The organism is Arthrobacter sp. PAMC25564 (assembly GCF_004798705.1).
Taxonomy (GTDB): Bacteria; Actinomycetota; Actinomycetes; order Actinomycetales; family Micrococcaceae; genus Arthrobacter.
Map to the genome: position 1 here is coordinate 2,922,398 of NZ_CP039290.1, position 14,797 is coordinate 2,937,194.

The following is a 14,797-nucleotide window of genomic DNA, read 5'->3' on the forward strand; positions in this document are numbered from 1 at the left end:
CATCACAGAGCTTTAGTCAATACGTGTATTACTTTGTGCCTGGATGGCGACAGCCGCGGGGGTCAGTTCCGCGCCTTGGCACCCACCTGTTCGCGCTGGGACATCAGCTTTTCGAGCAGCATCACCAGCAGGTCCTGCTCGATGTCCGTCAGGACGGCTGCCCAGCTCGACTCCCGCCGATTCTGCTCCCTGAAGGTGTCCCGGATTTCAGCCAGACCCGGCGCCGTGAGTGTCAGTGTGACGGCGCGGCCATCGTCCGCCGCGGCATCCTTCCGCAACAGCCCCTTGGCCACCAGCGTCTTAGCCAGATTCGATACGGCCGCCCTGCTCATGCCGGCAAGATTGGCCACCACATTGGGTTCCATGGGTCCCGCCAGCCAGATAACGAACATCATCCGGAAGGCGGACCAGGACCCGCCGCGCGGGCGGTGGATGCTCGACTCGAGGTCGTAGGTCACCAGGGAGGCCGCGCGGTTCAGGGTCAGGATCACCCGCGTCGCCCTGGCGTCGTTGTCATCAAATTCATGGTCCAGCCGTTCTTTGGCCAGCTCCACGAAGGACCAGTAGTCCAGATCTTTGGCGCTCCGGTCCGAAACGTCCGGCACCGCGCCCTGCTGCTCGCTCATGCCGCCAATGTACCCCAGGCGTGCCGTCCGAACTTCGCCGGCCCCGGCGCTCCCGCCCAGGCAGCAGTGTTGGGGGTCGCATTATTTAGTAAATGTGTTTATCATTTTGGAAGACCGCAAATCACGAAGGAGTGCGATATGGCCTACTACCGCCAGCAAGGTTCCATCCCCAAGACCCGGCATACCTTGTTCCGCGCCGATTCCGGCGACATCTACTACGAGGAGCTGATGGGCGAGGAAGGGTTTTCCTCGGACTCCTCCCTCCTCTACCACCGCGGTATTCCGTCCGCGATCGTCGGCGCCCGCGTCTGGGACCTACCGGACCAGACCCTGACCCCGAACGCCCCGCTGCTCCCCCGGCACCTGAAACTGCATGACCTGTTCACCGACGAGCAGGCCGCGGAGACTGACGCCGTGACAGGCCGCCGGCTGATCCTGGGCAATGGGGACGTCCGGATCGGCTACGCCCGGGTCGGCAGGACCTCACCGCTGTACCGCAACGCCACCGGCGACGAATGCGTCTATGTCGAGTCCGGCGCCGCCGTCGTCGAAACCGTCTTCGGTTCCCTGCCCGTGGCCCAGGGCGACTACGTGATCATTCCCCGCGCCACGAACCACCGCTGGGTCATCCAGGACGGGGACACTGCACGGCTTTACTTCGTGGAGGCCAACAGCCACATCGGCCCGGCCCGGCAGTACCTGTCCACACACGGGCAGCTGCTCGAGCACGCCCCGTTCTGCGAGCGGGACCTGCGCGGCCCCGAAGGCCCGCTCCTGGTCGATGAGCAGGACGTGGAGATCTACATCAAGCACCGCGGATCCGGCCCCAATGGACTGGCCGGCACCATCCACACCGTACCGGAACACCCCTTCGACGTCGTCGGCTGGGACGGCTGCCTCTACCCGTACGTCTTCAACATCAACGACTACATGCCCATCACCGGCAAGGTCCACCAGCCGCCGCCCGTGCACCAGGTCTTCGAAGGCAACAACTTCGTGATCTGCAACTTCGTCCCCCGCAAGGTCGACTACCACCCGCTCTCCGTACCCGTGCCTTACTACCACTCCAACGTGGACTCGGACGAGATCATGTTCTACGTCGACGGCGACTACGAGGCCCGCAAGGGATCCGGCATCGGCAAGGGCTCAGTCTCCATCCACCCCGGCGGCCATGCCCACGGCCCGCAGCCGGGTTCCATCGAGGGCAGCCTCGGCGCCGAGTACTTCGACGAACTGGCCGTTATGGTGGACACCTTCCGCCCGCTGGACCTTGGCGAAGCAGCCCTGGCCTCCGACGACGGGAAATACGCATCCTCCTGGACCGGGGGCCGGTGGATCAATGGTTGAGAAAGTACCCCAGGCTTTCCTCGCCTTCTTCGACGACGCCGCCGTCTTCCCACCGGGACTTGCACCCCTGGATCAGGCAATCGCGGACCATGTGGCCCGACGGCGCACGCCGCTTGCCGCCGCGGTGGGACCGGTGGTGTTGCCGCTCGCTGAGCTGGCCATGGCCCGGGAACTGGCTGCCGGCCAGGATCTTTCCGCCGGGCCGGTCCTGGTCAGCGTGGTCACTCCCGCCGGCCGGCTTTCCGCCACACTGGAGGCCGGCGCCGTCGCGGGGCCCGCGCTGCGGATCATCGCCGTGGAATTGAAGACCAGTCCGGAGCAGGCCGACTGGGAACGCGAGCTGGCCGAAGCCGCCGCCGCGGCGGAGTCCGGCGTCCAGATCTATGTGGAGCTCACGGCCTCCCAGATCGATGCAGGCGCGCTGGAGCTGATCGCCGGGACCGGTGTCCGGCTGAAGTACCGCACCGGCGGGATCGAAGACCATCTCTTCCCGACGCCGGCGCTGCTCGCGGCAACGATGGCTGCCGCGACCGCACGGAGGATCCCGTTCAAGCTGACCGCCGGGCTGCATCAGGCGGTCCGCCACACCAACGAGGCCACCGGCTTCACCCACCATGGTTTCCTCAATATCGCCGTGGCCGCGGCGCTGGCGCAGCGGGGCTGCGATGCCCGGCAGCTTGAGGACGCCTTGCTGGAAACCGACAGCCAGAAACTCACGGCACGGTTCCGCTCCCTCTCCCCCGCCGGGCCGGCCTCCCCGGGCTGGCGCCGGGACTTCATTTCCTTCGGCACCTGCAGCGTGGCCGAACCGGCGGAGAGCCTCGAAGAGCTGGGACTACTGCCTGCAGGCATCGCCCCGTCACACACCACCCATGCCCACACCCGACAGGAAGCGAACCCAGCATGACCGCCACCACCGAGAACGGCAGCATTGCCTGGAAGTACGCCACCGAGGGCTTCGGGATCGAGAATCTTCCCTACGCTTCCTTCGCCCCCGCAGGGCAAGAGGCGCGCCTCGGCGTCCGCATCGGCAACTCCGTACTGGACGTGCCCGCCGCGGTTAACGCCGACGCCGCGGCTTCCTCCGCCCTGCGCGCCGCCGTCGCCGGTCCCAACCTGGACGCACTGCTGGCCGCAGGCCGGCCGGTCTGGGAGGAGCTCCGTGCCCGCTTGACCGCGCTCATTGGCTCGGCCGCTGCGGCCGCAGCCCTTGAGGAGAACCTGCACGACGTCGACGCCGTGCGGCTGCAGCTTCCCTTCACCGTGGCTGACTACGTGGACTTCTATGCCTCCGAGAACCACGCAAGCAACGTGGGCCGGATCTTCCGTCCGGACCAGGCCGCGCTGACGCCCAACTGGAAGCACCTGCCCATCGGCTACCATGGCCGCGCCGGCACCATCGTCCCATCCGGCACCGACATCCCCCGGCCCAAGGGCCTGCGGCCCGAGCCGGACGGCGTGCCGACCTTCGGGCCGTCCCGCCGCCTGGACATCGAAGCCGAGGTGGGATTCGTCATCGGCGCCGGCGTTCCGGAGGGCGAGGTGAAGCTGGCCGACGCCGGCGACCATATCTTCGGCCTGGTCCTGGTCAACGACTGGTCCGCCCGCGACATCCAGGCCTATGAATACGTTCCGCTGGGCCCGTTCCTGGGCAAGTCATTTGCCACGTCCGTATCCCTCTGGGTTGTACCCGTGCAGGCCCTCGACGCCGCCCGCGTCACCCCGCCGGCCCGCACAAAACCCCTCGCCGGGTACCTGGATGACAGCAATGCCGAGCCATGGGGCTTCGACATCGCACTGGAAGTGGTGCTGGACGGGCAGACCGTGTCCCGCCCGCCTGTCGCCGGCATGTACTGGACCGCGGCACAGATGCTCGCCCACATGACCGTCAACGGCGCCGGCCTGCGGTCCGGGGACTTCTTTGCCTCCGGCACCGTCTCCGGCACCGAAAAAAACCAGCGCGGCTCCTTCCTGGAGCTGAGCTGGAGCGGCAAGGAACCCCTGAAACTGGACTCCGGCAGGGAAATGAGCTTCCTCGAGGACGGGAACACCGTCGGGATCCGAGGCACCGCTCCGGGCCCCGGCGGCACGCGGATCAACTTCGGCGAGGTCGCCGGACGGATCCGGCCTGCACGGTAACCGCACCCGGCTTCAGTGATACGGTACGGCGACGGCGGCACCCACCCTGTGCCACCGTCGCCGTTCCTGGTGCCGACGGAGGGTCACTCAAAGCTGCGGAATACTCCCTCACATGCCCGAGGCCGTATGGAGGCCGGGCAGCAGCCCCGCGGTGCTTGCCGTGCCGGCTGCTAGGGTATCGGCAGGGAATCCGATCCCTGGAATGACGATGCCCTCGAACGGCTGCAGCTGGACTCTGACGAACGGGTCCGGCTCATGCTCCACTCGCTGAAGCAGACTTACCCCTCCGTGGATATCGCTTCGCATGTCGTCGGTGAACCGATCACCGTCTCGTGGGAGGACGCCTCCAACTTCATGGGCGCCTTCAGCGACAACCTGTGTCCTTGGACCGGCTGCCCTGACCGGAGCGGGTCCCGGCGGCCAAGCATGTGCCCCGCCGGGAGGAGCACGCTTCCGGCGGAAGTGCGCCCGGCTATGGCTGGAACCTGTAGCCGATGCCGGCCTCGGTGAGGAGGTGCCGGGGGTTGCCGGTGTCCGTTTCGAGTTTACGGCGGAGTTGGGCCATGTAGACGCGCAGGTAGTTGGAGTCCTTTGTATACGCGGGCCCCCACACCTCGGACAGCAGCTGCCGCTGGGTGATGAGTTTCCCGGGGTTGCGGACGAGGAGTTCCAGGATGTCCCATTCGGTGGGTGTCAGGCGCACGTCCGTTCCATCCTTGATGACACGGTGTCTGGCCAGGTCCACGGTGAAGGAGTCGGTTACGACGACAGGTTCTTCCCGGGGTTGCTCGGAGGTGCGGCGTAGCAGGGCGCGGAGCCGGGCAAGGAGCTCGTCCGGGCCAAAGGGTTTGGTGATGTAGTCGTCGGCGCCGGCGTCCAGCGCCTCCACCTTGTCTTCGGAGCCGCGCCGGGCTGAGAGAACGAGGATGGGAACGCTGTTCCAGCTCCGGAGTCTCCTGATGACAGTTGTCCCGTCCATATCAGGCAGTCCCAGGTCCAGGATGATCAGGGAAAAATTGTGCTGCGTGGCGGCGAGGAGTGCGGACTGCCCGTCTGTGGCGGTGGTGACCGCATAGCCGTTGGCCGGAAGGGTGATTTTCAGTATTTTCAGCAGGGAGGGGTCATCGTCGACGACCAGGACAGCGGTCATGGCGTATCGGGATTCGATGGCGTGAGAGGCTGCGCGTGGGTCCGCCGGGCGAGGATTGACTGTGGAACCAGGGGTGCCTGGCTGTAGCTTCCTTCGGCGGTTGCGCCGGTGGACAGCGGAAGTCTGATGACCATGGTGAGCCCTCCCCCCGGGGTTTGTTCTGCGGTCAGCGTTCCTCCCATGGCTTCGGTGAATCCTTTGGCTACGGCCAGGCCGAGTCCGACGCCGGTTGTCTGCGGGACGTCGTCGAGGCGCTGGAAGGGGCGGAACATTTCGACGACGCTTTCTGCCGGGACGCCCTGGCCGTGGTCGATGATGCGCAGTTCTCCCGCGGGACGCCCGCCCAGGGTTGCGTGGCTGAGACCGCCTCCCGCTCCGACGAGAACGACGTCGGAGTCCGGTGCGTATTTGACGGCGTTCTCGACGATGTTCGCGATGACGCGTTCGAGCATTCCGGCGTCGGCGTCGACTTCGGGCATATTCGGGGGAAGCTCCACCCTGGCCCGGCCGGCCGGTATCCCACGCAGCGCGGCGGGGATGACTTCGTACCAGCGCACGGGCCCGAGAAGGGGGTTGACGGCCTCGGAGGTGATCCGGGACATGTCCAGGAGGTTCGCCACGAGAAGGTCCAGCCGGTCGGAGCATTCATCGATGGTCAGCAGCAGTTCATGTTCCTCTTCGGGGGTGTACTGCACGCCGGTTTGCAGGAGGGTGCCGGCAGCCAGTTTGATACCGGCCAGCGGGGTGCGGAGGTCGTGGGAGACGGCACGGAGAATGGAGGTGCGCATGGTGTTGCTTTCGGCTAGCCGCACGACTTCGCGGCGGCTGGCCGCCAGTTGCTGGCGTTCCAGTTGTGCGGCCAGGTGCACACCGAACGCTCCGAGCAGCCGTCGGTCGCTGGCCGGCAGGGTGCGGCCGGTGAGGACGAGCCGGGTTGTGGGGTCGATCTGTTCGACGTTTTCTCCACCCTGCGGCGCTGAGGGAGGGATCGTGCCGGCCTCTGCAACGAGCCGCCAGCCGGTGCTCCCAACAGCTCCTTTCCCGGTGTATCCGGTGGAGGTGTAGAGCGCGGCGCCGCTGACCTGGAACACGTCCAGGGCCTGTTCAAGGAGTCCTTTCAGGGTGTCCTCGGCACGGGCTGCGCCGCGGGTGAGGTCTCCCAGGGTGGCGGCTTCGGCGCGGGCGCGGGCGGCTTCTTTGGACCGGCGGGCGGAGAGGTCGACGACGACGGCGACGGCCGCGGAGACGCCGACGAAGACCAGCAGGGCGAGGAGATTCTGCGGATCGCTGATGGTCAGGGTGCCGACCGGCGGGGTGGAGAAGTAGTTGACCAACAGGCTGCTCCAGAGGGCCGCAAGAACCGCCGGCCAGAGTCCGCCGACAAGGGCGACGGCGACGGCCCCGGCGAGCTGGACCAGCGCCGCGGTGGCGACGTTTTGATCCGGGTTCAGGGAGAGCAGCATCTGCAGCAGCACGGGGAGCACGACGGCCAGGATGAAGCCGGCGGCGACCCGGATGCGGCCAAGGTCCCGTTGCCGGCGCGGGCCGGCGCCGCGGCCGCCGAGGGGGTGGGAGACCATGTGGACGTCGATGTCGCCGGAGTCGCGGACGACCCGGGTTCCGACGCCTCCTCCGAGCAGTGTTCCCAGCAGGCCGGCGAGCCCTTTGTGGCGGGAGATGCCGACGACGATCTGGGTGGCGTTGACGCTGCGGGCGAAGTCCAGGAGCGCCCCGGCAGGGTCTTCGCCCGTCACGACATGGTAGCTGCCGCCAAGGTCCAGGATCAGGCGGCGCTGGGCGTCCAGCGCCTGCGGCGACTCCTCTGCGATACCGTCGGCGGCGCGGACGTGCACCGCCAGCAGGTCCCCGCCGTTGACCCTGTTCAGGATCCGGGCCCCGCGGCGGATGAGGACCTCGCCTTCGGGGCTGCCGGTCAGCCCGATAACGATGCGTTCGCGGGCCGGCCAGCTGGCTTCGATGCCCTGTTCGGCCCGGTACCGGGCCAGGCCTTCATCGACCCGGTCGGCCAGCCAGAGCAGTGCCAGTTCCCGTAACGCGGTGAGGTTGCCGAGGCGGAAGTAGTTCGTGAGGGCAGCGTCGATTTTGTCGGCGGCGTAGATCTTTCCGTCGCCCAGGCGCTGGCGGAGCAGCTCGGGGGAGATATCGACCAGGTGGATCTGGTCTGCCCGTCGGACGATCTCGTCCGGCACTGTCTCGGCCTGGCGCACGTCGGTGATGGCGCCGACGACGTCGCCCAGGGAGGCCAGGTGCTGGATGTTGACCGTGGAGAGGACATTGATGCCGGCATTGAGGAGTTCGTCGACGTCCTCCCAGCGTTTGGCGTGACGGCTGCCGGGAATGTTGGAGTGGGCGTATTCGTCCACGATCGCGGTCCCGGGTGCGCGGGCGAGAACGGCGTCCAGGTCCATCTCTTCAAACTCGGTGCCACGGTAGGGCAGGTGCCGGGGCGGGATGACTTCGAGCCCCTTCAGCAGGTCCCTCGTGTCGGCCCGTCCGTGGTCCAGGGCGAACGCGACGACGACGTCCTCGCCGCGTTCGCCCAGACGGTGAGCCTCCTCGAGCATCTCGTAGGTTTTGCCGACCCCGGGCGCGGCACCCAGGAAGATCCGCAGCGTTCCACCTGACATGGCGTCATCCCTCCGCTTGGACTCTCACTTGGACGGTGTTGCGGCGGCCAGATCAACGTTAAGGGCTGTCACATTGACGGACGGTTGGCCCAGGAAGGCCTCCAGGCCGCCCGTGGTGTGCCTGTTGACCAGGGACATCACGGTGTCGGCGCCCAGATGCTGGGCCGCGGCGACGCGCGCCACCTGAACCCGGGCGTACGCCGGGGAGATGTCCGGGTCCAGTCCCGAACCGCTGGCGGTCACGGCATCGGCGGGCACCTGTTCCTCGCTGATGCCTTCGGCGGCGGCGACGGCGGACCGGTTGGCGGTGACGGCGTCGAGCAGTTTCGGATCGTTGGGGCCCAGGTTGCTGGCGGAGGACGACGCCGGGTCCCATTTCACGGCCGAGGGCCGGGCGTGGAACCAGCGCGGGTCCTGGGCACCGGCGTCGTCGGCCGCGGCCTGGGCGATCAGGGCGGACGCGGCCGGGGCGCCGGCACCGTCTTTGATGATGGAGCCGTTGGCCTGGTACGGGGCGATCAATTGCCCGATGCCGAAGACGGCCAGGGGGTAGGCCACGCCGAGGACCAGGGTGGCGAGGAGCAGGAACCGGACGGCGGTGCCGGCCTGCCGGAGGTAGCCGGTGAGAGTGTTCATGGGGCGTTCCTAGCCGATTCCGGGGATGAGGGAAATGATGATGTCGATGATCTTGATGCCGATGAACGGGGCGATCAGGCCGCCAAGCCCGTAGATCAGCAGGTTCCGTGCCAGTGCCTGGTTGGCGGACACGGCACGGTATTTCACGCCGCGGAGGGCGAGCGGCACCAGGGCGATGATGATCAGGGCGTTGAAGATCACCGCGGAGAGGATGGCCGAGGACGGGGTGGCCAGGCCCATGATGTTCAGCAGCCCGAGCCCTGGGAAGGCGGCGGTGAAGAGGGCGGGGACGATCGCGAAGTACTTGGCGACGTCGTTCGCCACGGAAAACGTGGTGAGGGCACCGCGGGTGATGAGCAGCTGCTTGCCGATGCCGACGATGTTGATGAGTTTGGTGGGGTCGGAGTCGAGGTCCACCATGTTGGCAGCGTCCTTGGCGGCCGGGGTTCCGGAGTTCATGGCGACGCCGACGTCTGCCGCGGCCAGCGCCGGGGCGTCGTTGGTGCCGTCCCCGGTCATGGCCACGAGCCGGCCTGCGGCCTGTTCCTTTTTGATGACCGCGAGCTTGTCCTCCGGGGTTGCTTCGGCCAGGAAATCGTCGACCCCGGCTTCGGCGGCGATCGCCTTGGCGGTGACGGGGTTGTCGCCGGTGATCATCACGGTCCGGATGCCCATTTGCCGCAGTTCGGCGAAGCGGGCGTGCATGCCGGGTTTGACGACGTCGGCGAGGTGGATGGTCCCCAGGATGTCCGCGCGGCCATCCTTGCCCACCCGGGCAACGAGCAGGGGGGTGCCGCCCTGGGCGGAGATTTCCTTCACCCGATGGTCCACTTCCGCCGGGGTGTGGCCGCCGTATTCGGCAACGAAGGCCGAAACCGCGGAGGCGGCGCCTTTGCGGATCTGCCGGCCGTCAAAGTCCAGCCCGCTCATGCGGGTGCTGGCGCTGAAGGGGACCACCGAAAAATCGCCGGAGCTCCGTTCGAGCGTGGCCAGATCGGCCCCGGTCACGCCCTTGTCCGCGGCGAGGTCCACGATGGAGCGTCCCTCGGGGGTTTCGTCGGCCAGGCTGCAGACCCGGGCCGCTTCGATGAGCTCGGTCCGCTCCACATGGGTGGCGGGGAAGAAGCTGACGGCGCGGCGGTTGCCGTAGGTGATGGTCCCGGTCTTGTCCAGCAGGAGCGTGGTGATGTCCCCGGCGGTTTCCACGGCCCGGCCGGAGGTGGCGAGCACGTTGTGCTGGACCAGGCGGTCCATGCCGGCGATGCCGATCGCGGGGACCAGCGCCCCGATGGTGGTGGGGATCAGGCACACCAGCAGGGCGACCAGCACGATCGGCGATGGCGTGGCGCCGGCCAGGGCGGCGAACGGGGCCAGGGACATGGTGACGGCCAGGAACACAATGGTCAGGGACACCAGCAGCACGTGAAGGGCGATTTCGTTGGGGGTCTTCTGCCGCACGGCGCCCTCGACCAGCTTGATCATCCGGTCGATGAACGTCTGTCCGGGCTCGGCGGTGATACGGATGACGATCCGGTCCGAGAGGACCTTCGTGCCGCCCGTGACGGAGGAACGGTCTCCGCCGGATTCGCGGATGACAGGGGCTGATTCGCCGGTGATGGTCGATTCGTCGACGCTGGCCAGGCCTTCGATGATTTCGCCGTCCGAGGGGATGACGTCCCCGGCTTCGCAGATGACCACGTCGTTGAGCCGCAACTCGGTGCCGGGGACCTCCCTGGTGGTGCCGTCGGGGAGCCGGAGCCGTGCCTGCACGCCTTTGCGGCTGGCGCGAAGGCTGTCGGCCTGGGCTTTGCCGCGGCCTTCGGCGATGGATTCGGACAGGGTGCCGAAGAGGACGGTGAGCCACAGCCAGACGGTGACGGCGATGCCGAACACTGACGGCCGGTACAGGGAGATGGCCGTGCACAGGGCGGCCCCCACCAGCACGGTGAACATGACCGGGGAATGGATCATCTGCCGCGGGGAGAGTTTCCGGACCGCGAGCGGCAGCGCGGCGATGACGGACGTGAGCGTGAGTTTTGCCGGGGCCTTGGTGTGGTGCTTGTGCTCGCCGGGGGTGCCGAGGGGGTTGCCGTCGGCGTAGGTCTGGGCGGCGATGTCCGTCCGGGACGGGGTCATTTGAGGAGTCCTTCTGCGAGGGGGCCCAGGGCAAGGGCCGGGAAGTAGCTCAGAGCGGTCATGATCACTGTCACGCCTAGCAGCAGGCCGCCGAACAGCGGGCCGTGGGTGGGGACGGTGCCGGCGGAGGCGGGGACCTTGCCTTGACGGGCGAGGGAGCCGGCCAGGGCGAGCACCAGGACAATGGGCAGGTACCGGCCCAGCAGCATCGCCAGGCCCATCATGACCGAGAGGTAGGGGCCAGAGGTGGTGATGCCGCCGAACGCCGAGCCGTTGTTGTTGGCCCCGGAGGTGAAGGCGTAGAGCACCTCGCTGAACTGGTGCGGACCCGTGGCCGGGGCGTTGGCCAAGGCGTCCGGCAGCAGGACGGTGATGCCGGACAGGGCCAGGACCACGGTAGGGGTGACCAGGATGTACATGGCGGCGAGCTTCATTTCCGTCGGGCCGATCTTCTTGCCCAGGTACTCCGGAGTGCGCCCGACCATGAGCCCGGCGATGAAGACGGAAATGATGGACAGGATCAGCAGGCCGTAGAGCCCGGAACCGGTTCCGCCGGGGGCGACCTCGCCGAGCATCATGTTCACCATGGCCACTCCGCCGGCCAGCGGCGGCAGGGAATCATGGGCTACGTTGATCGCCCCGGTGGAGGTCAGGGTGGTGGACGTGGCGAAGATCGCGCTCGGCACGGGGCCGAAGCGCTGTTCAAAGCCTTCGCCCAGGCCGCCGGCCGCCGCCGTCGCGGTTCCCTGGCCGGAAGCCACGGCCCAGCCCATCAGGGCGGTGGAAGCCAGCCATAGGGTGCCCATGACGGCGGCGACCGTGTAGCCCTGCTTCTGGTCGCCGACCATCCTGCCAAAGGCGTAGGGCAGGGCCGAGGGGATCAGCAGGATCAGGAACACTTCGAAGAGGCTGATGAGGGCGTTGGGGTTCTCGAACGGGTGGGCGGAGTTGGCATTGAAGTAGCCGCCGCCGTTGGTCCCGAGGATCTTGATGGCCTCCTGGGACGCGACCGGCCCGCCGGGAATGCTCTGGCTGATCCCGGCCGCCTGGTTGGTGACGTCGGTGGGCCAGAAGTTCTGGATGACACCGCCGAGGACCATGACCAGGGCCGCGACGAACGCGAGCGGGAGCAGGAGCCGGAACGTCGTCCGGGCGAGGTCCACCCAGAAGTTCCCCAGCCGGTGCGTTCGGGTGCGGGCGATGCCCCGGATGAGGGCGACGACGACGACGATACCGACGGCGGCGGAGAGGAAGTTCTGCACCGCAAGCAGGCTCATCTGCACGAAAATGCCGACCGTGGTTTCGGGTACGTAGGTCTGCCAGTTCGTGTTGGTGGCAAAGGAGATGGCGGTGTTCATGGCAATCCACGGGTCCACGCCGGGGAGGGATCCGCTGCCGGGCAGGACGCCCTGCAGCCGCTGGAGGCCGAACACGGCCAGGATGGAGACAGCCGAGAACGCCAGGACGCTGCGCAGGTACACGGACCAGGTCTGGTCGGTGCCGGCGTCGATCCCGGCGAGCCTATAAAACAGCCGCTCGGGCCGGCTGGACGTCGTGCCCTCGAAAACATGGGTGAGGTAGATGCCCAGGGGCTTGTGCAGGGCTGCGAGAACAATGAGAAGTGCCCCGATTTGGACAACAAAGGATGCCGGGTTGAAGGTCATGATCCGCTCACCACTTTTCCGGATGGATCAGGACGGCCAGCAGGTATCCGAAGAGGCTCAGTCCCGCAATGAGCAGGACCAGCCACATGATCGCGTCGGCGCTCATTGCCCGCCCTCCGGCCGGTCCTCGGCGCCGCCGACCATCCCGGCCAGCACGTGGCCGATCCACATCACGAACCCCATGGACACCATGAGAATTCCGATCACAGCCACATCGGCCATTGCAGGTTCCTTTCATCCGCGCCCCGTTTGCGGGGCTACTGACAGTCAACTCCTCCCAGCGGGAATTGACCCGGTTCCTGATGGATCCTTAATGCCGCCATGCCGAATATTGACGCCGTCTTAACACCGGGTCGTCCCGGCCCGGCTCAGCCGACGTGGACCCAGGGTCGTTTGGTGACGTCGGGTTCGGCTTCGCGGAGCACCTCGCGGGTGACGGGTGCTATCTCGCCCTCGCCCAGGAAGAGGAAGCGGAGCAGGTTGGTGACTGGGTTTCCCTCAGTCCAGCGGAAGTAGATGTGCGGCATCAGCCCGGTGACGTCCCGGATGTGCAGGAGCACGGAGGCGATGGTGTTGGGGACGACGGGACCGTGCACCTCCAGGATCTGGTAGCCGTGCCGGGTCACGCCGTGGACCTCCAGCGCGGTTTCGAAGTCGGAGGAGTCGTCCACCACCACCTCCAGGAACAGCGCCTGGTAATCCACCGGAAGATGGCTGACCTCGATGGCGGAGGTCAGCTTGTCCCGGTAGGCCTCGGGGCTCAGGCGCAGGGGTTCGTGGGCGATGATGGCGATGGGACCGTCCAGGTTGGCGGACATGAACTCCAGCGCCTGCCGGTCCATATGGACATGGGTGGCGTGGAGTTCAAAGGAGCGGCGGACCCGGGACAGCAGGGAGATCACAATGATCCCCAGAATGAAGAACGAGGCGATCCGGATGCCTTCGGGCCGTTCAACGATGTTGGCCACGGTGGTGTAGATGAACACCACGGCGATGACCCCGAACCCGACGGTGCGCTTGCGCTGGTGCCGGCGCCGGGCAGAGAGTGTCACGGCGACCGCGGCGGAGGTCATCAGCACCAGGACGCCGGTGGCGTAGGCGCCGCCCTGCGCGTCGACGTCGGCGTTGAACAGCCAGGTGATCAGGAACCCGATGAGGGTGAACACCAGCACCAGGGGGCGCACGGCCCGGGCCCACTCAGGGGCCATGCCGTAGCGGGGCAGATACCGCGGTACCAGGTTCAGCAGCCCCGCCATGGCGGAGGCACCGGCAAACCAGAGGATGGCGATGGTGCTGATGTCATAGACCGTGCCGAACCCGACGCCGAGGTACTCGTGGGCCAGGAACGCCAGGGCGCGGCCGTTGGCCTGGCCGCCCGGCTGAAATTCCTGCTCCGGGATCAGGATGACGGTGGTGAAGCTGGTGGTAACCAGAAAACAGCTCATGATGACGGCCGCCGTCGTCAGCAGCCGTCGGGCCCGCTCGATCCGGCCGGCTGGGCTCTCCTCGGTGTCACCCGGGCGCCCCTGGATCTGCGGCATGACAGCCACGCCGGTTTCGAATCCGGACAGGCCCAGGGCGAGCTTGGGGAACACCAGCAGCGCGATACCGACTACCATGAACGGATTCCCGTGCTGGGTGGACAGGGCGTGCCACCAGTCCCCCACGGCAACCGGGTGGGTGAATACTTCCAGAATGGTCGTGATCACGACCACGACGTTCAGGCCCAGGTAGATGCCGACCAGGACGACAGCAACACCGATGGCCTCCTTAAATCCGCGCAGGAATACGGCGGCCAGCAGGGCGAGCAGGAAGAGCGTGACGAGGATGTTCTGGCCCTGCAGCCAGCCCGGGGCAAACGGGTTCTGGAGCGCGTGCGCCGTTGCGTCGGCGGCGGACAGGGTCATGGTGATCATGAAGTCCGTGGCGGCGAACCCCAGCAGGACCAGGACAAAGAGCTTGCCGCTCCAGCGCGGCAGGAGGCGCTCGAGCATGGCGATGGAACCTTCTCCGCGGTGGCTCTCCCCGGCCACCCGGCGGTAGACCGGCAGGGCGCCCAGCAGGGTGACCGCCACCAGCACGAGGGTGGCCAGCGGGGAGATCACCCCCGCGGCGAGCGCGGCGATCGCGGGCTGGTACCCGAGGGTGGAGAAATAGTCGACGCCGGTCAGGCACATCACCTGCCACCACGCGTGCTTCTTCAGATGGGAATCGCCCACCGCGCCGGGGCCCTGATGGGACCCCTTGGCGTCCTGCAGGCCGAACAGCAGCCAGCTCCTGAATTTCTCCGTGGCCCCGGGCCGGGGCGCCGAAGGATCGGCCGGCGGCCTGCTCAGCGTGGTCATCTATCCCTCTCCGCGCGGTGTGCAGCACCGCGATCACTCCCGACGATATCCCCCGCGGGACGCCTTGCTACGTGCCACCGGATCAATCCATACGAATCCTTAACAT

Annotated in this window: 11 protein-coding genes and 1 pseudogene; 4 read left to right on the forward strand and 8 right to left on the reverse strand. The window is 67.3% G+C overall.

What is annotated here, in order from left to right; genetic code table 11:
* Nucleotides 1-62: 62 nt before the first annotated feature.
* Nucleotides 63-626 (reverse strand): MarR family winged helix-turn-helix transcriptional regulator, encoded by a 564-nt coding sequence (locus tag E5206_RS13670; protein WP_136322961.1) that lies wholly within the window; start codon nucleotides 624-626, stop codon nucleotides 63-65.
* A 138-nt stretch (nucleotides 627-764) separates the two neighbouring features.
* Here E5206_RS13670 and E5206_RS13675 point away from each other — a divergent pair, with 138 nt between their 5' ends.
* From E5206_RS13675 to E5206_RS19620, 4 genes and pseudogenes are all read left to right on the forward strand, one after another.
* On the forward strand, nucleotides 765-1,973 hold the full coding sequence (locus E5206_RS13675; protein WP_136322962.1) for a homogentisate 1,2-dioxygenase domain-containing protein: 1,209 nt from the start codon (nucleotides 765-767) through the stop codon (nucleotides 1,971-1,973).
* Entirely contained in the window at nucleotides 1,966-2,880 is a 915-nt protein-coding gene (locus E5206_RS13680) for a hypothetical protein (protein WP_205759930.1), read from the forward strand. Before E5206_RS13675 ends, E5206_RS13680 begins: the two co-directional genes overlap by 8 nt.
* Nucleotides 2,877-4,112 (forward strand): fumarylacetoacetase, encoded by a 1,236-nt coding sequence (fahA, locus tag E5206_RS13685; protein ID WP_136322963.1) that lies wholly within the window; start codon nucleotides 2,877-2,879, stop codon nucleotides 4,110-4,112. Before E5206_RS13680 ends, fahA begins: the two co-directional genes overlap by 4 nt.
* Nucleotides 4,113-4,310: 198 nt before the next feature.
* Nucleotides 4,311-4,490 (forward strand): annotated as a pseudogene (locus tag E5206_RS19620) (amine oxidase); the annotation flags it as partial.
* A gap of 94 nt (nucleotides 4,491-4,584) precedes the next feature.
* On the opposite strand, the gene E5206_RS13695 reads toward E5206_RS19620, so the two are convergent.
* The 7 genes from E5206_RS13695 to E5206_RS13725 all read right to left on the reverse strand — a co-directional run bounded on the left by E5206_RS13695 (nucleotide 4,585) and on the right by E5206_RS13725 (nucleotide 14,691).
* On the reverse strand, nucleotides 4,585-5,262 hold the full coding sequence (locus tag E5206_RS13695) for a response regulator (RefSeq protein WP_136322964.1): 678 nt from the start codon (nucleotides 5,260-5,262) through the stop codon (nucleotides 4,585-4,587).
* Nucleotides 5,259-7,910 (reverse strand): DUF4118 domain-containing protein, encoded by a 2,652-nt coding sequence (locus E5206_RS13700; RefSeq protein WP_136322965.1) that lies wholly within the window; start codon nucleotides 7,908-7,910, stop codon nucleotides 5,259-5,261. The genes E5206_RS13695 and E5206_RS13700 overlap by 4 nt, the downstream gene beginning before the upstream one ends.
* Before the next feature lie 24 nt (nucleotides 7,911-7,934).
* Complete coding sequence (kdpC, locus tag E5206_RS13705) at nucleotides 7,935-8,546, reverse strand: potassium-transporting ATPase subunit KdpC (RefSeq protein WP_136322966.1); 612 nt, start codon at nucleotides 8,544-8,546, stop codon at nucleotides 7,935-7,937.
* 9 nt (nucleotides 8,547-8,555) lie between these two features.
* Nucleotides 8,556-10,682 carry a potassium-transporting ATPase subunit KdpB gene (gene kdpB, locus E5206_RS13710; RefSeq protein WP_136322967.1) on the reverse strand — a complete coding sequence of 709 codons (2,127 nt, stop codon included), beginning with the start codon at nucleotides 10,680-10,682 and terminating at the stop codon, nucleotides 8,556-8,558.
* Entirely contained in the window at nucleotides 10,679-12,346 is a 1,668-nt protein-coding gene (gene kdpA, locus E5206_RS13715; protein WP_136322968.1) for a potassium-transporting ATPase subunit KdpA, read from the reverse strand. Before kdpA ends, kdpB begins: the two co-directional genes overlap by 4 nt.
* A gap of 7 nt (nucleotides 12,347-12,353) precedes the next feature.
* On the reverse strand, nucleotides 12,354-12,452 hold the full coding sequence (locus E5206_RS13720; RefSeq protein ID WP_116765591.1) for a potassium-transporting ATPase subunit F: 99 nt from the start codon (nucleotides 12,450-12,452) through the stop codon (nucleotides 12,354-12,356).
* A gap of 262 nt (nucleotides 12,453-12,714) precedes the next feature.
* Nucleotides 12,715-14,691, reverse strand: coding sequence for an amino acid transporter (locus tag E5206_RS13725; protein ID WP_136322969.1), 1,977 nt, complete (start codon nucleotides 14,689-14,691; stop codon nucleotides 12,715-12,717).
* Between the last annotated feature and the right edge of the window lie 106 nt (nucleotides 14,692-14,797).